24 protein-coding genes are annotated in these 20103 nt (G+C 37.2%); 15 read left to right on the top strand and 9 right to left on the bottom strand.

Annotated elements, in window-relative coordinates; translation table 11 throughout:
• Positions 1-147: 147 nt before the first annotated feature.
• From CLV73_RS07120 to CLV73_RS07090, 8 genes are read left to right on the top strand one after another with little or no spacing between them, the layout of a single operon-like run.
• Positions 148-2283, top strand: a complete 2136-nt coding sequence (locus tag CLV73_RS07120) for a catalase (RefSeq protein ID WP_169925740.1) — start codon at positions 148-150, stop codon at positions 2281-2283.
• A gap of 33 nt (positions 2284-2316) precedes the next feature.
• A complete protein-coding gene (locus tag CLV73_RS07115) occupies positions 2317-2865 on the top strand; it encodes a CinA family protein (protein ID WP_100376147.1) in 549 nt (182 codons plus the stop codon).
• Positions 2843-3595: an SDR family oxidoreductase gene (locus CLV73_RS07110; RefSeq protein WP_100377013.1), complete on the top strand. Its 753-nt coding sequence runs from the start codon at positions 2843-2845 to the stop codon at positions 3593-3595. Before CLV73_RS07115 ends, CLV73_RS07110 begins: the two co-directional genes overlap by 23 nt.
• A gap of 19 nt (positions 3596-3614) precedes the next feature.
• Positions 3615-3782, top strand: coding sequence for a hypothetical protein (locus tag CLV73_RS18885; protein WP_157798746.1), 168 nt, complete (start codon positions 3615-3617; stop codon positions 3780-3782).
• A 16-nt stretch (positions 3783-3798) separates the two neighbouring features.
• Positions 3799-4866 (top strand): NAD(P)/FAD-dependent oxidoreductase, encoded by a 1068-nt coding sequence (locus CLV73_RS07105; protein WP_100376146.1) that lies wholly within the window; start codon positions 3799-3801, stop codon positions 4864-4866.
• Positions 4787-5323: a Rieske 2Fe-2S domain-containing protein gene (locus CLV73_RS07100; protein WP_157798745.1), complete on the top strand. Its 537-nt coding sequence runs from the start codon at positions 4787-4789 to the stop codon at positions 5321-5323. The genes CLV73_RS07105 and CLV73_RS07100 overlap by 80 nt, the downstream gene beginning before the upstream one ends.
• A gap of 27 nt (positions 5324-5350) precedes the next feature.
• The gene (locus CLV73_RS07095; protein ID WP_100376144.1) at positions 5351-6004 is read left to right on the top strand and encodes a DUF6766 family protein; all 654 of its coding nucleotides are present in this window, start codon (positions 5351-5353) and stop codon (positions 6002-6004) included.
• Positions 6005-6018: 14 nt separating this feature from the next.
• On the top strand, positions 6019-6633 hold the full coding sequence (locus tag CLV73_RS07090) for a hypothetical protein (RefSeq protein ID WP_100376143.1): 615 nt from the start codon (positions 6019-6021) through the stop codon (positions 6631-6633).
• Positions 6634-6741: 108 nt separating this feature from the next.
• Here CLV73_RS07090 and CLV73_RS07085 read toward each other — a convergent pair whose 3' ends face one another.
• The 6 genes from CLV73_RS07085 to CLV73_RS07060 all read right to left on the bottom strand — a co-directional run bounded on the left by CLV73_RS07085 (position 6742) and on the right by CLV73_RS07060 (position 10936).
• The gene (locus tag CLV73_RS07085; protein ID WP_157798744.1) at positions 6742-7107 is read right to left on the bottom strand and encodes a hypothetical protein; all 366 of its coding nucleotides are present in this window, start codon (positions 7105-7107) and stop codon (positions 6742-6744) included.
• A 56-nt stretch (positions 7108-7163) separates the two neighbouring features.
• Complete coding sequence (locus CLV73_RS07080; RefSeq protein ID WP_100376141.1) at positions 7164-7571, bottom strand: cytochrome C; 408 nt, start codon at positions 7569-7571, stop codon at positions 7164-7166.
• A 10-nt stretch (positions 7572-7581) separates the two neighbouring features.
• Positions 7582-7845 carry a hypothetical protein gene (locus CLV73_RS07075; RefSeq protein WP_100376140.1) on the bottom strand — a complete coding sequence of 88 codons (264 nt, stop codon included), beginning with the start codon at positions 7843-7845 and terminating at the stop codon, positions 7582-7584.
• Positions 7846-7847: 2 nt separating this feature from the next.
• Positions 7848-8843 (bottom strand): cbb3-type cytochrome c oxidase subunit II, encoded by a 996-nt coding sequence (locus CLV73_RS07070; RefSeq protein ID WP_100376139.1) that lies wholly within the window; start codon positions 8841-8843, stop codon positions 7848-7850.
• 11 nt (positions 8844-8854) lie between these two features.
• A complete protein-coding gene (locus CLV73_RS07065) occupies positions 8855-10606 on the bottom strand; it encodes a cbb3-type cytochrome c oxidase subunit I (RefSeq protein WP_100376138.1) in 1752 nt (583 codons plus the stop codon).
• A gap of 114 nt (positions 10607-10720) precedes the next feature.
• A complete protein-coding gene (locus CLV73_RS07060) occupies positions 10721-10936 on the bottom strand; it encodes a hypothetical protein (protein WP_100376137.1) in 216 nt (71 codons plus the stop codon).
• Positions 10937-11115: 179 nt separating this feature from the next.
• On the opposite strand from CLV73_RS07060, the gene CLV73_RS07055 reads away from it, so the two are divergent.
• A complete protein-coding gene (locus tag CLV73_RS07055; RefSeq protein WP_100376136.1) occupies positions 11116-12591 on the top strand; it encodes an alpha-amylase in 1476 nt (491 codons plus the stop codon).
• A 2-nt stretch (positions 12592-12593) separates the two neighbouring features.
• Here the strand turns inward: CLV73_RS07055 and CLV73_RS07050 are convergent, their stop codons facing one another.
• Complete coding sequence (locus CLV73_RS07050; RefSeq protein WP_100376135.1) at positions 12594-13193, bottom strand: Crp/Fnr family transcriptional regulator; 600 nt, start codon at positions 13191-13193, stop codon at positions 12594-12596.
• A 302-nt stretch (positions 13194-13495) separates the two neighbouring features.
• On the opposite strand from CLV73_RS07050, the gene CLV73_RS07045 reads away from it, so the two are divergent.
• From CLV73_RS07045 to CLV73_RS18880, 5 genes are all read left to right on the top strand, one after another.
• Positions 13496-14428: an alcohol dehydrogenase catalytic domain-containing protein gene (locus CLV73_RS07045; RefSeq protein WP_228424275.1), complete on the top strand. Its 933-nt coding sequence runs from the start codon at positions 13496-13498 to the stop codon at positions 14426-14428.
• Positions 14373-14666, top strand: a complete 294-nt coding sequence (locus CLV73_RS19110) for an MDR/zinc-dependent alcohol dehydrogenase-like family protein (protein ID WP_228424273.1) — start codon at positions 14373-14375, stop codon at positions 14664-14666. The genes CLV73_RS07045 and CLV73_RS19110 overlap by 56 nt, the downstream gene beginning before the upstream one ends.
• Before the next feature lie 38 nt (positions 14667-14704).
• A complete protein-coding gene (locus CLV73_RS07040; protein WP_100376134.1) occupies positions 14705-15502 on the top strand; it encodes an SDR family NAD(P)-dependent oxidoreductase in 798 nt (265 codons plus the stop codon).
• Positions 15503-15625: 123 nt separating this feature from the next.
• Complete coding sequence (locus CLV73_RS07035) at positions 15626-16888, top strand: NAD(P)/FAD-dependent oxidoreductase (protein ID WP_100376133.1); 1263 nt, start codon at positions 15626-15628, stop codon at positions 16886-16888.
• A gap of 122 nt (positions 16889-17010) precedes the next feature.
• Positions 17011-17181: a lmo0937 family membrane protein gene (locus tag CLV73_RS18880; RefSeq protein ID WP_157798743.1), complete on the top strand. Its 171-nt coding sequence runs from the start codon at positions 17011-17013 to the stop codon at positions 17179-17181.
• A 165-nt stretch (positions 17182-17346) separates the two neighbouring features.
• Here CLV73_RS18880 and CLV73_RS07030 read toward each other — a convergent pair whose 3' ends face one another.
• Complete coding sequence (locus CLV73_RS07030; protein ID WP_185116761.1) at positions 17347-17730, bottom strand: low affinity iron permease family protein; 384 nt, start codon at positions 17728-17730, stop codon at positions 17347-17349.
• A gap of 272 nt (positions 17731-18002) precedes the next feature.
• Positions 18003-18413: an NUDIX hydrolase gene (locus CLV73_RS07025; RefSeq protein ID WP_100376131.1), complete on the bottom strand. Its 411-nt coding sequence runs from the start codon at positions 18411-18413 to the stop codon at positions 18003-18005.
• Positions 18414-18623: 210 nt separating this feature from the next.
• Here CLV73_RS07025 and CLV73_RS07020 point away from each other — a divergent pair, with 210 nt between their 5' ends.
• Complete coding sequence (locus CLV73_RS07020) at positions 18624-20099, top strand: hybrid sensor histidine kinase/response regulator (protein WP_100376130.1); 1476 nt, start codon at positions 18624-18626, stop codon at positions 20097-20099.
• Positions 20100-20103: the final 4 nt, after the last annotated feature.

Here is a 20103-nt window from a genome sequence, read left to right as displayed (position 1 = left end):
TTTATGCAAAGACCGCTTATAATAAAGTGTTAAAAGAAGAAGAATGCCTAAGCAGGTTATTGGAGACTTTAGAAAGAAACAATATTGAAAAACTGTGACTTGCAAACAAAGCCTTAATTAGAAACATCAAACTCAAAAATAATAGATATGAAAGACAATAAGAACATCAACGAGAAAACAGATCAGCTGAAAGTACATACTACCCTGAATGAAAATGAAAAACTGACTACCAACCAGGGACTCAAGATCAATAACAATCAGGATTCTTTAAAAGCTGGTGACAGAGGGCCTACTTTGCTGGAAGATTTTATCCTAAGAGAAAAAATAACACACTTTGACCACGAGAGAATTCCGGAAAGAGTGGTTCATGCAAGAGGTTCCGGAGCACATGGGGTTTTCAAACTGAATAAAAGCCTTGCTCAATATACAAAAGCTAAATTTTTAACTGAAGAAGGAAAAGAGACTCCTGTTTTTGTAAGATTTTCAACAGTAGCGGGAAGCAGGGGAAGTACAGATTTGGCAAGGGATGTTCGTGGGTTTGCCGTAAAATTCTATACAGAAGAAGGAAACTATGATCTGGTTGCGAATAATATGCCCGTATTTTTTATTCAGGATGCCATCAAATTTCCTGATCTTGTGCATGCTGTAAAACCTGAACCTGACAATGAGATTCCTCAAGCTGCTTCTGCACACGACACATTTTGGGATTTTATCTCATTAATGCCCGAAAGTATGCATATGATCATGTGGCTGATGAGCGACAGGGCAATTCCGAGAAGTTTCAGCAGAATGGAAGGTTTTGGAGTTCACTCATTTAAGTTTATTAATGAAGAAGGTAAAGTACATTTTGTAAAATTTCATTTTAAACCAAAACTGGGAGTACATTCAGTAGCTTGGGATGAAGCCCAAAGGATTTCGGGGGTAGACCCTGATTTTCACAAGCGCGATCTTTGGGAATCCATCGAAAAAGGAATATTTCCCGAATGGGATTTCGGCGTACAGCTGATTCCTGAAGAAGATGAACATAAATTCGACTTCGACCTTCTGGATCCTACGAAAATTGTACCCGAAGAAGTTGTTCCTGTACAGCTTGTGGGGACTTTAACCTTAAATAAAAATCCGGATAATTTTTTTGCAGAAACGGAACAGGTAGCATTCCATCCGGGACATCTTGTTCCCGGGATTGATTTTACCAACGATCCTTTGCTGCAGGGAAGATTATTTTCTTATACAGATACTCAATTGTCAAGATTAGGATCGCCCAATTTCCATGAAATACCTATTAACAGATCAATTAATACGGTTCATAATAACCAGAGAGACGGGCACATGAGACAGCAGATCGTAAAAGGAAAGGTGAGTTACGAACCTAATTCTATAGGAGGAGGCTGTCCGTTTCAGGCTATGATGAAAGAAGGTGGCTTCACTTCGCAGGAAGAAAGAGTTTCCGGGAAAAAAGTTCGGGAGAGAAGTAAAAGCTTTGTAGATCATTATTCCCAAGCTAAATTGTTCTACAACAGTCAGTCTACTCCGGAAAAATTCCATCTTCAGAATGCACTGATTTTTGAATTGTCAAAAGTAACGATCCCGGAAATTAGAGAAAGATTGGTAGGGCAATTAGTCTATATCGATAAATTTTTAGCTTGGCGGGTAGCAGAAAAAATAGGAGTTGAGGTAAAAGAACTGGATTTTCCGAATCAGAGCCTTCCGGCAGATGCCAATCCAATCGATCTGCAGAGTGAAGAGAAAGAGCCTGAGGTAAAAATTTCTGAAGCCTTGAGCATGCAGAACACTATTAAAAATACGGTTAAAGGCAGAAAAATTGGTTTCATCGTTGCAGGTGGTCTAGATGCGGGAGCAAGCGATGAGGTAAAAACAAAACTGGAAGAAAAAGGAGCTACTGTGGAACTGATAGCCCCCAGTTTGGCGCCTTTAAGAACCAGTGACGGCTCTACTTTGATTCCTAAACATTCATTGACAAGTACGGCAAGTGTTTGCTTTGATGCTTTATATATAGCGGGAGGAGAAGATGCTGTCAAAGAACTATTAATTCCCGAAAACAAGCATTTGGTTCTGCATTTCATCAACGAAGCCTATAAACATTGTAAGGCAATTTACTTTGATGAAGGAACCCAACCTTTGTACATGAACAGTAATGTGGGAGCAAGAGCACATGAAGATCCTGCAATCATTACCTGGGAAGATAAGAATGGTGCAGAAAAGTTCATCCATGCAATTGCTAAGCACAGAGTGTGGGAGCTGGAGCAGGAAAGGAACTCTTAATATAAATAATCAATTACTTAAAAATAGAATGCGATGGAATTTCATAAAAAACTTCTGGAATATATCGGTCAGTCACTAATGACGGCAGATGAAACGATTGCGGTTGCCGAAAGTGTAACCTCAGGATGTTTGCAGCTGGCTTTTTCTCAGATACCTAATGCATCATTGATTTATAAAGGAGGAATGACAGCCTATACTTTACCCATGAAGGTAAAATTACTGAACGTGGATCAAGAAGAAGCGGAGAAATGCGACTGTGTTTCGGAAAATATTGTAGAAACAATGGCCCTTAATGTAGCAAAACTCTATGAAACCGATTGGTCGATTGCCACAACAGGCTATTGCACACCTATCAGAAATTCATCCTACAAAATATTCGCTTTCTTTTCATTTTCTTATAAAGGCAAAATCATCCATACCGGAAAACTGGAACTGCACCCCAAAACCCAAGCCCTTAATGCCCAATTATATTACACTGAATTCATTTTGGGGTGCTTTAAAACAGAAGTCAGTAAAAATAAAGAAGTACAATCAAGATTACAATTGAAAATAAATGGAAATGAAAGAATTAAAGCTAGCTAACAAATCGGTTCTTATTACAGGAGCCGACAGCGGAATCGGGAAAGCAGTAGCGTTACTTTTGGCAAAGGAGGGTGCCGATGTGGCCATTATTTATCATGAAGACGACGAAGATGCTGAAAAAGTAAAAACGGAAATTGAATCATTAGGAAGAAAATGCAGGATATTTTCCGGAGATATCAATGATTATGAATTTTGTGAAGAAACAGTCCGCAAACTAATTTCTGAATGGGGTAAAATTAATATTCTGATCAATAATGCAGGGACCCAGTTTCCGGCAGAGCGTATTCAGGATCTGGAAGAAAAAAATATCCGGAAAACATTTGATACCAATATCATCGGGATGATCTTACTGTCCAAAGTAGTATTTCCGCATTTAAAAGAAGGAGACGGCATTATCAATACAACTTCGGCGGTAGCTTACCAGGGACATCCGGAATTACTGGACTATGCAGCAACAAAAGGAGCCATCGTTTCTTTTACCCGGTCTCTGGCATTACAGGCGAAACCAAAAGGGATAAGAGTAAATGCCGTTGCACCCGGACCTGTGGCAACACCGCTTACCAAGGAAACTTTTGATGAAAAAGAAGAAGATCCAAGAAAACCTCCTTTGGAAAGAAACGCGACACCGAAAGAAGTGGCGGAAAGCTTTTTATTTCTGGCATCAGAGGGAGCAGCTCAGATTACGGGACAGGTTCTCCATCCAAACGGAGGCTTGATTGTTAACGGATAAATCACCAAAATTATAAAATATGAAAACAGCAGCTTTAATAATAGGAATAGTTAGTGTATGCACTTTCACTTCATGCAGATGTGATATTGATGAAAAAGGTTCTAAAGAAAACACTACAGAAAGTGAAAATACAAAAAAGAAGACTTCCGGAAATAATTCGGAAAATGATACTTTGAATATCCGATAATTAAAAAATAAAAGTCATGTACAGAGATGGAGTAAGAAAAAGTATATGGCAGGAAGAAATTAAAAGAATTTCTTCAGAAGCAGATGATAAGCAGTTATTTGATATTGTAATTGTTGGTGGGGGAATTACAGGCGTTTCTACAGCTTTAAAATTGCAGGAAAACGGCAAAAATTGCATTCTTCTGGAAGCGGCCAATATTGGTTTCGGAACCACCGGAGGAACAACAGCGCATATCAATGATTTTTTTGATACCACTTTCGATGAAGCGATTAATGATTTTGGCCTGGAACAGGCAAAATTATTTGCTGAAGTAGGAAAAGAAGCGCAGGATCATATTAAAAATAATATTAAGAAATATGGACTGGACTGCGATTTTGAAGAAAAAGCGGCCGTTCTTTTTGCATTAGACGAAAGACAGGCTGAAAAATTGAAAGATATTGTGGCTGGAGCTTCTAAAGTGGGACATGAAATGACGTATACGGAAGAAATTTCTTTTCCGATTCCTTTTAAAGAAGCCGTGATTATTCCCAACCAGGCGCAGTTTCATCCCATCAAATATATAAAGGGATTGTGTGAAGCTTTTTTACAGCTAGGAGGACATATTTTGGAAGATTGTACTTGTGAAAGTCATGAGGAACAGGACGAAATAATTGTTCTGAAGACTTCAAAAGGTGAAATAAAAACGAAGAATCTTGTGTATGCTACCCATATTCCTCCGGGAGTCAATATCCTTCATTTCATGACAGCTCCTTACAGAAGCTATGCAATGGCTTTTAGCTTAAATTATGACGAATATTCACAGCATCTCGGATATGACCTTACAGAGCCGTATCACTATTACAGAACTCAGAAAATAGATGGAAAAACCCTGCTGATTGCGGGAGGAGAAGATCACAAAACCGGCCATGAAGAAAATACGGGAGAATGTTTTTCAAGATTGGAAAACTATGTCCGGCAATATTTTGATGTTGAAACAGTATACTACAGCTGGTCGAGCCAGTATTATGAACCGGTGGACGGATTTCCCTATATCGGAAAGCTTCCGGGAAGTAAAGGAAAAGTATTTTACGGCGACAGGTTTTAGAGGAAACGGAATGATCTTCGGAACAATAACTGCACAAATTTTAACGGATATTATTATTCATGGGAAAAGTAAATATGAAGAAATATTCAGCCCGTCAAGAATAAAACCGATGGCAGGATTTACAGAATTCGTAAAGGAAACCGCCGAGGCTGCCTGCGATTTTATTAAAGATAAAATAACGGCCGAAAAGATTGCTTCATGGGAAGAAATTAAAGAAGGCGAGGCTAAAGTGATAAAACATGAAGGCGAGTCATTTGCAGTATATAAAGAAAAAGAAGGGAAAATCCATGTGCTGAAAAGTACCTGTCCGCATGTACACTGTGAAGTCCGCTGGAACGGTGCCGAGCTGAGCTGGGACTGTCCGTGTCATGGTTCCAGATTCAATGTTAATGGAAAAATGCTCACCGGACCTACAGTGAAAGACCTGCAAAGAATAGACATTGAAGAACGCGAATAAGATTTAACTGTTCTAAATAGTAAAACAATGAATTCCAAAAGCTTTTTTTACCGCAATAGTTTGAGTATAGTTTTACTCTTTTTGATGCTTTCATTCCTGTTAGCACAGTTTTTAACAGGTTGGAAAACAGAAAATAAGGAATTGGTGGAAAATGGAGAGCAAGCATTGAATATAACGCAATACCTCCAAAGCGGCCATTTTATTCAGGCTACATTTGAAAACTGGGAAAGCGAATTTCTACAGATGATGCTGTATGTATTACTCACAGTCTCTTTGCGACAGAAGGGCTCCAGCGAATCCAAGCCTTTGGAAGGAGAAGAGGAGGTGGATAAAGAACCTCAGCCTCATCCCAATGCTCCATGGCCCGTAAAGAAAGGAGGAATATGGCTTAAAATATATAAACATTCATTATCATTAGCCTTTGGTATATTGTTTTTGATAAGTTTTATCCTGCATTTCTACGGAAGTCTTAAAGATTATAATACGGAGCAGATTTCAAAGAATGAACCTGTAGTTTCGGCATTGCAGTATATTTCAGAATCCAGGTTCTGGTTCGAATCTTTCCAGAATTGGCAAAGCGAATTTTTAGCCGTGGCATCTCTGGTGATTTTATCCATATGGCTTCGGGAAAAAGGTTCTCCGGAATCCAAACCGGTGGATATGGCCTACGATGAAAATTAAAAAATAATACGATTATGAAACCTAAAGAAATATTTGGAGTACCTGTTCATAAGAAAGGTAGCTTTCATGATACGGAAGCTAAGAAAGACTATGCCAATCCGGAAGAAGTACATGAAGGATTCAATAGATTAAAAGAAAGATTCATGTTGATAAACAACTGGAAAAGCTATTGTGGAGAAAGTTTTGCCGATTTTAAACTTTTTGATTCAGAAGGTGAAATGGTGGACCGGTATCCATTAATTGGAGATTACATAAGGATAGACATTCCGGGTCCGGGAACGGTTGAAGCCAAAGGTTTTGACTGGGTAGAGATTACAGATTTGTTTGAAGAACGTACGCATGGTATTTGCCTTGATTTTATAATGATGACGTGCAGACCTTCGAAAAATCCACAGGATAAAACTTCCGAACATATTGTACATTTTTATTCGGATGAAGCTACTTCTACATTCGGAATCTTCAAAGGAAGGGATTTTATCCAAGCCGGAATTTATGGCAGAAATGAGACGCCAAATATGGATGCAGAGTTTATAGACAAAGCAAGAAATCTCTTGATTGCTGCAGGTGGAATGATTGGAATTTCAAAGATTCAATGGAAGACATTAGTCAACGGATTTCTGGATTTCTAATGCAGATTGAATATTTAATAAAATAGAGATAAATAATTTCCAAATTAGAATACCAGGATTGAAATCTTCTGAAGATCTACTGAACTGTAGTGGATTATAAAGAAAAAATTAACGAATTTTTCTTATAGATAGAAAATAAAGCCAGTATCCCATAAACAGGAGTTGAAATCCGGCATCAATAAGATAACTTCCATTAATAACACCGTTTAAATAATAGTAAATATCAATAATAAATAGTCCCAGACAACAGAATATAATGCTCAATATAATAACCGGATTCTTTTTATCATTAAACGTAAGATAAAATAGAAGCAGACAGTAAGGAAGAAGCAAAATACCTACTGTTTTTACCAGCCATAAATCTGTTTTTTCACCGGTTACCATCAAAAAGCTTTTCATATGGATAAGAGGCCATATCGAGGTAAATAAATAATAGATTGCCTGAAAGCAAGGAAATATTTTGAACTTTTTCATACCGTACATAATTTTAGAAATTATTCTTACAATAGGCAGTCTATCAATGTCATAATTTACTGGATGTTGGCACTGGTTATTTCGTAATAAAGAGCCCAGCCGATAAATAAAATAATAATTATCCATATCCAGAAAGGGATTGTTTGTGGAGTCTCGCTTCCGTTAATAAGGAAACTCTTTTGATTCCCTTTGTCATAAGCGTTAATCATTAATGACAGGGTGCCATCTACAACATCTTTATTTTTTAGTCCTTCTATTCTTATTGCCGGACCATTGGCCACTGTAAAATGAATGGTTCTGATACCCTCTCTTCCTGTGGGCGAATGACTTATAATCTTTAGAATATGTTCTCCGTCGGTCAGTTTTCTGGTATCCAGATCAAAGACAATAGGAGTGTCCAGCTCGGCAATAGGTGCCGGATCATTATCTATGAAAAGGAAAACTTTACTTTTGTCTTTAGTCATAATTCATTTTTTAGGGTAAAACAGAATATTTGATATGGTCTTTATTCTTTTCTCCGGGTTTAATCAGATACTTTACCGAATAAAAAAAAGCTAAAATTGTTATCAGGGCAACAATACCTACGATAAACCAGTCCCAATCGCTTTCAGGGCCTGTTCCATGGGTATATTCCTGAGTTATCTTCGGTTGTCTAAGCTTGCATGCATCACAGGCAAACGTATAGATCGTAAAAAAAACCGAGATCCACGTGATGAGGTATTTTACAGAAAATTTCATAATTATTTAATTTTATCCATGATTACTTTTACTTCTTCTACAGTCACTTTTTTGGCATTATTGCCCCAGCTTGTCCGTTCATGGTTCATAATGGCCGTAACGTCTTCCGGGGTGAAATTGGCATTTGTCCCTACAGGCGGCATGGTTGCAAACTCGGGTCTCGGATCGTAACCTTTCATAATGATGGTGACATACAATTCCAAATCTCCACCGTTGACTACAGGACTTCCTTTTAATGGTGGAAATGCTCCGGGAACACCTTCACCGTTTGCCTGATGACAGGATGCACAATTGGCTGTGAACAGTTCTCCGCCATCAGGCAGATTTTCTCCTCCCTGACTTCCGCCCGCTTCTTTTTTCTGCTGCTTATAGAGAAACGCAGGAACCATTGATTTGTCTGTATAATCAGTTTGTTTTAATGATTTCAAATAGGCAACCAGCCAGAGAACTTTTGGAGTGGCTACAATTTTTTTCCTTTTATTTTTTAAAAATTTCTCCGGGACTTTTACTTCTACATCTCCTGGCTGTAAATAGTCTCTTTCGATAAAAAGAAATTCATAAGAAGGCATAATAGAAGCTTCTACCGCTGCTCTGGGCTGATAAAGATGAATGAGGTGCCATTCTGAGCTGGGTTGTCGCTCTCCTACATTCGTAAGGTCGGGGCCGGCTCTTTGGGTTCCCATAAGATTGGCCGTGTTTCTCCAGAAATCAGTTCTTCTGTTAATGGCAAAATCTGCAGGAATACTCGGTCTTTTACCAAAAACATTATCCATTTCCACACTTCTTACCTGTTGGGTATGACAGGCAACACAGCCATTTTCGATATATACCATTTTTCCGGCTCTCTCATCTTTTGTTAGCATTTTTGCCTGTCTGGGTAAAGGCTGGTTGATCTTCTGATTTTCCATAGCGGGAATAATCGCGATATAAAACGTCAGAAATAAGAACAAGCCTAATGCTGAGCCGAAAAGGATTCTATGGTCATTGAGAAGCATCATAACTGTAATTTTTAAGATTTAAACTCTGTATTTCCAAGCTGTCTTTTGGTAGCCAAAATTTCCGCAGGGGTTCGGGGAATCCGGAGATTCTCTTTTATCCTTACCATCCGGTAAAAATTGTAAGCAAAAATGAGATGGGAAATCCACATAAATGTTCCGCCGATCGCTCTCCACAGCCAGAAAGGAAACATATTGATAACTCCGTCTATAAAAGGTTTTTTCTTAATCCACATCAGACCGGTCTGTGTTCCCCCTATCATAAGAGCAATCACGTACATCAATAATCCGATCAGGGCTAACCAAAAATGAACACCAACCAATAATTTGGGTGGCTCTTTTCCTGTAAGTCTCGGAATTAACGTGTAAGAAAATCCCCAGATCATAAAGGTGATAATTCCGTACATGGTAAGATGTGAATGCGAAACGGTAAAATCTGTAAAATGCCACAGAAGATTCGTGTACCGGAAAGCTTCTACAGTTCCCTGAAACGAGCCTGTAACATAAAAGATGATGGCCATGAAATAAAAAGGCAGTGTATAGCTGGTTTTTAACTGGTACCATGCTCCGTTAAAGGTCAGAAGAAAGTTGGTGGTTCCTGCTGCAACGGGAATCAGCATTCCCATACTGGCAATAATAGCGGTTGTCTGCAGTCTCCAGGGAATCGCACTGAAAATAAAATGATGCGTTCCAATCAAAGTATAGAACAAAATGTGGGTCCAGAATGCCAATGCTCCAAGACTGTAAGAGTAGATAGGCTTATTAAGCTGCTGAGGAAGAAAATAATACATCAGACCGAGATTGATCATCATAAACCACATTCCGATCGCCTGATGCATATAATATCCCTGGGTAATGGTTTCTCCGACACCGTTTTGCCATACAGGAATATAACCTACTAAAATAACGACCACAATGAACATAAAGCCGGAAATAATATACCAGTTTGAAATATAAATTTCTTTAACAATTCTTTTGGCAACAGGCTTAAAAAGATTATGTGTCGAGATAGCTACTCCTATTCCAAAGGTGATCATAATAGGCCATATATATTCACGGTATTCTCCTCCGCCATTATTAATTCCTGAAAGCAACGATATTGTTCCGGCAAGAACGGCAGTATTCATGAGAATTAATGAAACATATCCCTGTTTAATATTATAATTTTCAATATTGCTGACCCTAGTTACAACATAATAGGAAAGCCCCACCATCGCAAGAGAAGCCCATCCCCAGAATACAGCATTGGTATGTGCCGGACGGAGCCTTCCGAAGCTTAGCCAGCTCGTATGCTCAACATCGGGAGCTACATATTTTATTCCGGCATACAATCCGAAAGAGGTTCCTATAAGAAGCCAAAATATGGCAGTTCCTAGAAACCAGAGAATAAGCCGGGTGAGCTCCGGAGATACATAATTGAGAAAAGATGAGGTTCTCCTTTTAGTAGGAAAAAAACGAAATTCTTCTACCGAATTAATATTCCGGATGACTCCCTTTTCATCAGTAGCAGAAACATGTCCGGAAAGTTGATTTTCAGGCTGCTGAAAATCAAGCTCTTTTTCTCTTCGTTCATATTCATTAAGTTCTTCAGGGCTGAGGTTTTCTATTTTTTTTTGAATTTCCGAATATTCTTTTCTTCGTAATATCTGGGAATAAACGGATAAAAACTTCAGAACAACGATAACCAGGCCGGCAATAATGATGATCAGCAGTAAGACAATGGTAATCTGAATTCCGGGCTGATTAAATAATGAGGTTTCTGCCATAACGAAATAGTATAGAAGGTACAGAGAGTTTCTAAATCTTAGATGCTTTAAGGGGTAGAGCATCAATTTCGTTTTCATAATAAGAAAAACGTAAGGCGTACTAAGGGCGAATTCCTATTTACTGTTTTTAATGGAATCTACATCGTAAGAGGCACTATCCATAGGAAGCGTTTGATCCCCGGAATCAGGCGTTATAGGAGCAGTACCCGAAACCATGCTGTCTCCTGTATTTAAACTGTCAATGTTGGTAGCTCTGGGTTGGGGATCTTTGGTACAGCTGACGAAAGTAAGACAGCACGTAAATACCATGAATAAGAATAATGATTTCATAACTATATTTTTTTGGTGTTGATCAAAGATAGAAATTGAAAGAAATGTAGTTTTATGACTGGCGTCATATCAGACCGAATTGTTTTTTATGAATTAAAAAGTAAACAATATGATTGGAATCATTTTTTTTAAATTTTTTATGTAGGAAATTTATTTGATGAATTTTAATAGAAAAATTTATGAACGGAGTGATCATACAATATTTTCACTGGTACCATTCCGGTGAACTATGGAATGAATTTTCAGAAAATGTACAGTATTTAAAAGACTTGGGATTTACGGCTGTTTGGCTGCCTCCAGCAACGAAATGTAGCTTAGGAAAAGAAGGAATAGGGTATGATGTCTATGATTTGTACGATTTAGGTGAATTTGATCAGAAAGGAGGAATCGCAACTAAATATGGAACAAAAGATGAATATCTTAATGCAATTAAAAAAGCGCAAAAAGCGGGAATTTCTGTCTATGCTGATATTGTACTCAATCATAGAATGGGAGGAGATGAAGAAGAACAGATCACAATACACGAAGTAAATAGTGAAAACCGGAATGAAATAATGGGTGATCCCATCCAGGCAACTGCATATACCAAGTTCACATTTCCTGCCAGACAAGGGAAATATTCTGATTTTATATGGAATTACATGTGCTTTAGCGGTATAGATATTATTAATAAAGATGGAGAAGAGAGAAAAGGGATCTTTAAGATTCACAATGGATATAGTACCGAATGGACAAATGATGTAAGTCATCAGCTGGGCAATTATGATTATCTGATGGGCGCAGATGTAGAATATCGGAATCCTGAGGTAGTAAAGGAAATGAAAAACTGGATAAAATGGTACTTGGAAACAACAGGAGTAGATGGTTTTCGTTTAGACGCTTTAAAGCATATTTCTTCAAATTTTTTACAAGACTGGATTTCTTATATAAAGAATGAGCTCAAGGCTGATTGTTATATATTAGGTGAATTTTGGAAAGATGAAGCAGAGAAAATAGCCTTTTTTTCAGATCATATGAATGATCTGGTTTCTTGTTTCGATGCGCCTTTGCATTATAATTTTTTTACAGCCTCAAAAGAAGGAAAATATTATGATCTTAGCCAGATTTTGAAAGGAAGTTTCCTGGAGAAAAAGCCCGTATTTTCCGTCTCCTTTGTAGAAAATCATGATACCCAGCAGCTACAGGCTCTGGAGTCTTCAGTTCAAAACTGGTTCAAGCCAATCGCTTATGCAATTATTTTATTATCAGAAGAGGCATATCCATGCGTATTTTATCCGGATCTTTTTGGGGCCGAATATACCGATATGAAAGATGGAGAAGAAATAAATATCGTTATCCCAAAAGTAGAAATTTTACCAAAGCTATTAAAGGTAAGGCAATACTTTGCCTATGGGGAACAGGTAAATTATTTTGACCACCCGAATTGTATTGCATGGGTGAGAAGAGGAACTCCAGACAATCCTGGTTGTGTTGTCATATTATCCAATAGTGAAGATGGATACAAAGAAATTGATTTAGGAATAGAGCATGCCAATAACATATATATCGATTTTTTGGAACAAAGAAAAGAGCAGGTAAAGACGGACGAAACCGGAAAAGCTGTTTTTTATGTCAACCCTGCCTCGGTCTCCGTTTGGATTAAAAAGAGTAACTAATGCTAATAATATATTTTTCTGTTTTCTATTTTTAAAATGTTTTCATTTTCCATTTTCTTAATGGTCCGGATTACCGTTTCTATTCTAAGCCCCGTAAGGTTTGCTATTTGACGGCGCGTAAAAGGAACCAAAAATGAATGTTTGGGAATGGCAGAAGAATTATAACCTTTTATATAATCCATGAGTGCTCTAATTTTATAGGCAGGATTGGAAGAAGTAATGCTAAACAGCATCAGATATTTGTAATACAACCTGTCCGATAAGCATTTGAACATATCGAAAGAAACTTTTTTATTTTGGCTGATCAGGTCAAGAAAATCTGATTTTGAAAGTTTCAGAATGCGGCATTCTGTTGTGGCTATAGCATTCATGGGATAAGGCTGGTCACTAAAAAGTAGAGACTCTCCAAAACTTTGACCGTCAGAAAGAATATTTTGGGTAAATTCTTTTCCGTCTTCATGATAATTGTTTAATTCAACATTACCATTCACAATCTGAAAATAAAATTTCGGCTGGCTTCCTTCACTAAAAATAACTGTATTAGCAGGGTAGGTCTCGTATTCGCCGCCGAAAGCTATTAAAAGATCTTCACTGATAATCATATCTTAATGTTTTGTAGGTGGTTTTTAAGGGGATTAGTGTTGTACTTATCAAAAAATAAGCCAAATGGTTAGAGATGAAGTAAGCTAAAATATGGTGTGAACATGGGATAATAAAAAGAAATGATGAGCGGTTCTGAAAAATGAAGGATTGACCTTCAAAATTTCCAAAGGAACCAATAATGATGATAATATATCCAATTATGACTCCAGTCATAGAGAAGAAAATCAACCTGTTGTAATTTTGGGTAACAATAGATGTCAGAATATAGAGACACACCAGTATCACACCAAAACATTAAAATATGAAAGCAGCAGTTATCCATTCACCAGGAGTCATTACATGCGATACCGTAGATGACCCGATGATTAAAGAATCTCATGATATCATTCTGAAAGTTACTTCAACGGCTATTTGCGGAAGTGATCTTCATATGTATTCTGGAGGTATTCCCCAGGCGAGACCTATGGTAATGGGGCATGAATTTATGGGCATCGTGGAAGAAGTAGGACAGCACATTACCAATCTCAAAGTGGGAGATAGAGTAGTAGTTCCGTTTCCCATTTCATGCGGAACTTGTTTTTTCTGTCAACATGATCTTCCGACAGCCTGTGAACGAAGCAATCCCGAACACTATGGCCCGGAAGGAGGAATATTGACAGATAAAGGCGGAGCTCTTTTTGGGTATTCAGATCTATATGGAGGATATGATGGAGGACAGGCCCAATATGTAAGAGTTCCGTATGCACATATTGGTCCAAGAAAAGTACCGGAAAATCTTACTGATGAACAAGTATTATTTCTTACAGACATTTTTCCCACAGGCTATACCGGGGTTATGTGGGGCGAATTAAAAGGTGGTGAGACAGTGGCAATATTTGGAGCAGGACCTGTTGGATCAATGGCGGCCAAAAGTGCTATTCTGTACAATGCAAAAAAAGTAATCGTTATTGATACCCAACAATACAGATTAGATAAAATTAAAGCATTAACAGGCTGTGATACCATTTTATGGGAAGATGCAGATCATGCAGTTCAGCAGATCCGGGATATGACTGACGGAAGAGGAGCAGATCTCTGCATTGAAGCAGTAGGTTTTGAACCCGACAGAGATTTTATAGACAGAGCTAAAGCAGTTTTAAACTTTGAAAAAGGTTCCATTAAGGTATTGGGAAGCCTGTATGAGTGCTGTAAGACGTGGCGGAATTGTTTCTGTTCTTGGTGTGTATCCTGTTAATTACGACAATTTCAAATTGGGACAGATATTTGACAAAGGAATTACGGTTAAAGCAGGACAATGTAATGTTCATGCCATTATCGACCAGTTGATGGATCATGTGGTAAATGGACGTGTAAAGCTGGATGATATTATAACGCACAGACTGTCATTGGATGAGGTGGCCAAAGGATATGAAATATTCGATAAAAAGCTGGATGGTTGTGTCAAAGTAGTTCTTGATCCCTGGAAAGATTAAAATTTGAAAAAATATTCACCCACATTAAAATAAAAAATATGGAACGTAAAAATCAATATGCCCTTATTACAGGAGCAACCAGCGGAATTGGCTATGAATTGGCAAAGTTATTTGCAAAAAATGGGTACGACCTTGTAATTGTTGCCCGTAATCATGATGAACTAAAAGAAAAAGCAGATGAGTTCAAAAGTTTTGGAGGCAACGTAATCACAATGGCCAAAAATCTTTTCCTGCAGGATGATGCCTTTTCATTGTATTCGGAACTGAAACTAAACGGAATCAGTCCGGAAATTCTTGTTAATGATGCTGGTCAGGGCGTATATGGCAAGTTTCAGGAAACGGATATTCATCGGGAGGTTGATATTATTAATTTAAACATTGTTTCTGTTATTATACTGACTAAACTATTTTTAAAAGACCGGTTGCCAACGGGATTTGGAAAAATCCTTAATCTCGCTTCACTAGCCAGTAAAGCTCCGGGACCATGGCATTCGGTATGTCATGGGACAAAAGCATTTGTTTTATCGTGGTCTGAAGCCATTAGAGAAGAACTGATCGACTCAGGTATTACCGTTACAGCATTATTGCCAGGTCCTACAGATACTGATTTCTTTAATAAAGCTGATATGAATGAAAGTAAAATTTTGGAAGATCCGGATAACCTTGCTTCCCCTGAAGAGGTAGCCCTTGATGGATATAATGCCCTTATGAATGGTGATGATAAGGTAATCTCAGGATTTAAAAACAAATTATCTGTAGCTATGACCAATATATCCACAGACAGTATGGCAGCACACAGAATGGGAGAAATGCAGAAGCCTGTTAACAAGACATAAGGCAATCCATGCTGAAATCATTTTTAGCTGAAATGAAAAAATACGAATACTTTTTTGAACTCATGCCCAAGTATTTTGTTTTGTAAATGAACACTATTTGTTATTCAGTTTTATCCATTACATATGAAAAAGCACATTGTCATTGTTGGCGGAGGTTTTGCCGGGATTAATCTGGTGAAATCTTTGGTAAACGATAATAGATTTATAATAACATTAGTAGATAAGAATAATTACCATTTTTTTCCGCCGCTTATCTACCAGGTTGCCACTTCTTTCATTGAAGCTTCTAATATCAGCTATCCGTTCAGAAGACTGTTTTCCAACTACAAAAATGTACAATTTTATATGGGAAGTCTGGTAAGAGTAATTCCGGAGACAAAAACCATAGAAACAGATAACGGAAAACTGGATTACGATTATCTGGTTCTGGCATTAGGCACAGAATCTAATTTCTTTGGAATGGAAAATGTTCAGAAATGTGCATTGCCTATGAAAACAATTGATGAAGCGTTGTATCTGAGAAACTACATTCTGCTGACACTTGAAGAAGCGGCAAGGAATAAAAGTATTAAAGAAGCTCAAAAACTGCAGAATATAGTCATCGCCGGCGGTGGTCCTACCGGAGTGGAGCTTGCGGGAATGATCGCGGAAATGGGACAGTATATTGCGGAAAAAGAATATCCTGAAATTAACCGGAGTTTTTCCAATATCTATCTTATTGATGCTCTTCCGGTTTTGCTGTCTCCTATGAGTAAGATTGCACAGGAAGCCGCTTATACTAAATTGCAAAAATTGGGAGTTAAAATTATTTTAAATGTGGCTGTTAAAGACTATACCGATGCAAAAGTAATATTGGCAGACGGAAGGGTTATCGAAACAGAAACGTTAATCTGGACTTCAGGAGTAATCGGACGGGAAGTAAAAGGTCTCCCCGAGGAAAGTATAGGAAAGGGAAGAAGAATTTTGGTAGACGCATACAATAAAGTTCAGGGATTAGATAGTGTATATGCTGTAGGAGATATTTGCCTGCAAATGACAGAAGAAACATATCCTAAAGGTCACCCCCAGTTGGCACAAGTAGCCATTCAGCAAGGGAAAAATTTAGGAAAAAATTTGAAGAGAATTGAAGACGAAAAGATTTTAGTTCCTTTTAGGTATAATGATAAGGGAAGTATGGCAATTATTTCAAAATTCAATGCGGTTGTTGACCTTCCTAAATTTTCTTTTAAAGGGTTTCCGGCCTGGCTTACCTGGCTTTTTATTCATATTATTCCTTTGGTAGGCTTTCGTAATAAAATTCGATTGGCCTTTGATTGGTTAAGGCTTTTTATAACAAATAATCCTTCTATCAGGTTGATTTTAAGACCTAAAAAAAGTAATACTTAAAGAAAATTCCCAACAAGAATGTTGGGAAAAACATACAGCATAAAACTTTAATTAATAAGCTTTGCATAAAAAAAGGCATAAAATATGCAGATAGTAATTGTATAATTAAAAAATTGACAGTTATGAGAAGTATATTATGGTTAGTAGCAGTCATTTGTATTGCTGTATGGCTTTTAGGAATGTTAGGCGTAATACCGGGGATAAGTACAGGATATTTGGTACACATATTACTGGTAATTGCTATAATTGTGGTTTTATATAATATCATTACTGGTAGAAAACCTCTGGATTAAAATCTTTCATTACATAAGTAATGAGTTTACTTTTATTTATGTTTAAATCCCCCTCCTTAAAAAGAGGGGGATGATGCAAAAATATGAATGAAAGGTAGTTAGAGATAAAAAGGAAACTGATTCAGGTCACATACTCTACAAAATCATACTTTCCAAAAATATTTTTTATTCTTCTTTGGAGGTATCTCTATTGCGAGAATTCCTCAGATTTTCATAAAATTTGTGAATCTGATCCAGTTCTTCCTCCGTTAAATCTTCTATATCTACAATACGATTATTGGCATTTTCGTGTGCTGCAACAAGTTCGTTCAGTTTAATCTGGATTGCTTTTGAATCTTTATTCTGTGCTTTCTGAATCAGAAATACCATAAGGAAGGTTACAATGGTTGTCCCGGTATTGATCACCATTTGCCATACTTCGGAAAATTTGAAAAATGGTCCTGTAACAGCCCATATAATTACCAGTAGACTTGCCCCAATGAATGCGCCCGGACTTCCTGCAAAGTATGCAGCCTGATCAGCAAAATGATCAAAAAAATTCTTTTTCATAATCTAATGTGGATTTTACAATAATTTTTAACCCTAAATTCGGTAAGAATTATCATAAAAAATATGATCTCAATCACTGTGATCAAAAAAGAGTATTCAGGCTCTTGTAGAATTTCTATTCCAGAGATTTAAATGCACACGTGGAAGTGAGGGGAAAAGGAAAATTAAAGGTAGAAGAAGTGACTGTCAATTAGAAGCGTAAAAATTAAAGAAATAATATCTTAATATTGAAAGCTTAATAGGCTTGGAAAAACAATATTCTCCTTTGAAATTTAAGAAGAGCTGATCAGATCCAGACTTTTTAACCGGTCCAATATAAGAGCAACAACCGCTGAGGTTCTATGACGGTCTTTAAAATCGATCCATTCAAAAGATTCTATCTCGCTTGAAGCTTGAAGTGTACCTGAATACTCTGCAAAATAGCATGTCATTCTTACCAGAATATCTTCATCTTTACCATCAGCCGGAGCTTCAAAGGTATCAAAATAGCGTATCGAATCTTCTTTGATTTCAACGTTGAGCTCCTCCATGATTTCTCTTTTCAGGCATTCAGTATCAGACTCATTGGGCTCTCTTTTGCCACCCGGTAAATAGAGTTTTGATTTCAGTTTGGAAAGTGCGGTAAGAACTTTTTTGTCAGAAATGCTGATCAATGCTACTTTATCAATAATTTTATTTTCCATAGAGTAAATTTAATGAATAAATATTTAAAGATGACCGGATGGTTATACTGCTTTTTTGCCCCAATAATTAATCAGGTTTTAATATTTTTTAATTATAGAAAATAATAAATGTAAAACCTTGGATAATCCCTGAAAAATTGCCGTTTTTTAAAATATTGTAAGTATTTTTGAAATCAAACGACGCGTAACTCATAATTCATTCTAACTTCTATGATTTTAATTGTTGATGACAATCAAAGTAACCTGTATTCTCTACAAAAATTACTTGAATCCAAGGATTTCAAAGTTGAAACAGCCGGTTCCGGTGAAGAGGCACTAGGTAAAGCATTAAAAAACGATTATGCTTTAATTATTTTAGATGTTCAGATGCCGGACATGGATGGTTTTGAAGTGGCAGAATCATTATCAGGATATAGCAAAACAAAAGATATTCCCATTATATTTCTGTCTGCTGTAAACACGGATAAAAAATTTATCACACGTGGTTATGCCTCCGGAGCCAAAGACTATGTGACCAAGCCCGTAGATCCGGAAATACTTTTACTGAAGGTAAAAACTTTCTATAATCTCCAGGAGCAGAATATCGCTATGAAAAAAACGCAGCAGAACCTTGAGCTGGAAGTGAAAGGAAGAAGGGAATCGCAGGTCACGATGAAATCTCAGATCGATCATTTCCATTTAATGCTTGAATCTCTTCCCCAGATTGCATTTACACTCAATGAAGACGGAATTGTTGATTTTGTGAATGGTAAATGGTATCAGTATTCAGAAAACGAACAGAATTTCCCGGAAAGTCATCCTGATGATGCTAATATTAGAGAAGAATTTGAAAGATGTAAAAGAAAAGGAAAAGCTCTTGAGCTGGAGGTTAGAATCAAAAATATTAGATCTCTTGATTATCGCTATCATTTGTTGAGAGTAACTCCGGTATACGATGAAGACCGGATTAAAAATTGGGTCGGAACTTTTACGGATATTGATGACCAGAAGAAGATAGAAAAAGAAAAAGATGAATTTTTAAGTATTGCAAGTCATGAATTAAAAACTCCTTTAACCAGCATTAAAGCCTATGTACAGCTCTTAGAAAGAAAGCTGAAGCTTGATAAAGAAAGTTCAGAAGCCGGATTTGTAACCAAGCTTCAGGGGCAGATTGAAAAGTTAAATGCGCTCATTACAGATTTGCTGGATGTGTCCAAAATTGAAAACGGAAAATTAAAGATTAATAAAAAGCCCGTAAACCTGGAAAGTGTTATCAGTAATGCTATTGATACCATTCAGCAAACCCATGAGGAACGAAAAGTGAAGATTGAACGCGAAGGGGTGAAGCCGGATATTTTAATTCCTTTGGATGAAATTCGTATAGAACAGGTACTGATCAATTTTCTGACGAATGCAATAAAGTATTCTCCCCACAACAATCAGGTGATTATTACAACTTTTGTGGATGAAGAAGCACAGGAGGTAAGAGTGAGTGTAACCGACTTTGGAATCGGAATTCCTGACTTTAAACAGGATGCCGTATTTAAAAAGTTTTATCGTGTGGAAGAATCTTCACTCCAGTTTCAGGGAATGGGTATAGGATTGTTCATCTGTTCCGAAATCATTAAACAACATCATGGGACTGTTGGGGTCTCCAGCGTTTTAAATGAGGGCTCTACCTTTTATTTCACCTTACCATTAAATTAGTTTT

It is taken from the genome of Chryseobacterium geocarposphaerae (assembly GCF_002797535.1).
In the GTDB taxonomy this organism is placed as follows: domain Bacteria; phylum Bacteroidota; class Bacteroidia; order Flavobacteriales; family Weeksellaceae; genus Chryseobacterium; species Chryseobacterium geocarposphaerae.
The sequence above is the reverse complement of the archived record's forward strand: the minus strand, read 5'-3'. Positions and strand labels throughout refer to the sequence as shown.

Excerpts from the sequence above, each read along its gene's own strand:
- CLV73_RS07030 (WP_185116761.1), bottom strand. The coding sequence starts at position 17,730 with ATGAAAAAGAATTTTTTTGATCATTTTGCTGATCAGGCTGCATACTTT.
- CLV73_RS07075 (WP_100376140.1), bottom strand. The coding sequence starts at position 7,845 with ATGAAATTTTCTGTAAAATACCTCATCACGTGGATCTCGGTTTTTTTT.
- CLV73_RS07080 (WP_100376141.1), bottom strand. The coding sequence starts at position 7,571 with ATGACTAAAGACAAAAGTAAAGTTTTCCTTTTCATAGATAATGATCCG.
- CLV73_RS07025 (WP_100376131.1), bottom strand. The coding sequence starts at position 18,413 with ATGGAAAATAAAATTATTGATAAAGTAGCATTGATCAGCATTTCTGAC.
- CLV73_RS07105 (WP_100376146.1), top strand. The coding sequence starts at position 3,799 with ATGTACAGAGATGGAGTAAGAAAAAGTATATGGCAGGAAGAAATTAAA.
- CLV73_RS07020 (WP_100376130.1), top strand. The coding sequence starts at position 18,624 with ATGATTTTAATTGTTGATGACAATCAAAGTAACCTGTATTCTCTACAA.
- CLV73_RS07115 (WP_100376147.1), top strand. The coding sequence starts at position 2,317 with ATGGAATTTCATAAAAAACTTCTGGAATATATCGGTCAGTCACTAATG.
- CLV73_RS07085 (WP_157798744.1), bottom strand. The coding sequence starts at position 7,107 with ATGAAAAAGTTCAAAATATTTCCTTGCTTTCAGGCAATCTATTATTTA.
- CLV73_RS07095 (WP_100376144.1), top strand. The coding sequence starts at position 5,351 with ATGAATTCCAAAAGCTTTTTTTACCGCAATAGTTTGAGTATAGTTTTA.
- CLV73_RS07100 (WP_157798745.1), top strand. The coding sequence starts at position 4,787 with ATGAACCGGTGGACGGATTTCCCTATATCGGAAAGCTTCCGGGAAGTA.
- CLV73_RS18885 (WP_157798746.1), top strand. The coding sequence starts at position 3,615 with ATGAAAACAGCAGCTTTAATAATAGGAATAGTTAGTGTATGCACTTTC.
- CLV73_RS07035 (WP_100376133.1), top strand. The coding sequence starts at position 15,626 with ATGAAAAAGCACATTGTCATTGTTGGCGGAGGTTTTGCCGGGATTAAT.
- CLV73_RS07060 (WP_100376137.1), bottom strand. The coding sequence starts at position 10,936 with ATGAAATCATTATTCTTATTCATGGTATTTACGTGCTGTCTTACTTTC.
- CLV73_RS19110 (WP_228424273.1), top strand. The coding sequence starts at position 14,373 with ATGAGTGCTGTAAGACGTGGCGGAATTGTTTCTGTTCTTGGTGTGTAT.
- CLV73_RS07040 (WP_100376134.1), top strand. The coding sequence starts at position 14,705 with ATGGAACGTAAAAATCAATATGCCCTTATTACAGGAGCAACCAGCGGA.
- CLV73_RS07110 (WP_100377013.1), top strand. The coding sequence starts at position 2,843 with ATGAAAGAATTAAAGCTAGCTAACAAATCGGTTCTTATTACAGGAGCC.
- CLV73_RS07065 (WP_100376138.1), bottom strand. The coding sequence starts at position 10,606 with ATGGCAGAAACCTCATTATTTAATCAGCCCGGAATTCAGATTACCATT.
- CLV73_RS18880 (WP_157798743.1), top strand. The coding sequence starts at position 17,011 with ATGAGAAGTATATTATGGTTAGTAGCAGTCATTTGTATTGCTGTATGG.
- CLV73_RS07050 (WP_100376135.1), bottom strand. The coding sequence starts at position 13,193 with ATGATTATCAGTGAAGATCTTTTAATAGCTTTCGGCGGCGAATACGAG.
- CLV73_RS07070 (WP_100376139.1), bottom strand. The coding sequence starts at position 8,843 with ATGATGCTTCTCAATGACCATAGAATCCTTTTCGGCTCAGCATTAGGC.
- CLV73_RS07090 (WP_100376143.1), top strand. The coding sequence starts at position 6,019 with ATGAAACCTAAAGAAATATTTGGAGTACCTGTTCATAAGAAAGGTAGC.
- CLV73_RS07120 (WP_169925740.1), top strand. The coding sequence starts at position 148 with ATGAAAGACAATAAGAACATCAACGAGAAAACAGATCAGCTGAAAGTA.
- CLV73_RS07045 (WP_228424275.1), top strand. The coding sequence starts at position 13,496 with ATGAAAGCAGCAGTTATCCATTCACCAGGAGTCATTACATGCGATACC.
- CLV73_RS07055 (WP_100376136.1), top strand. The coding sequence starts at position 11,116 with ATGAACGGAGTGATCATACAATATTTTCACTGGTACCATTCCGGTGAA.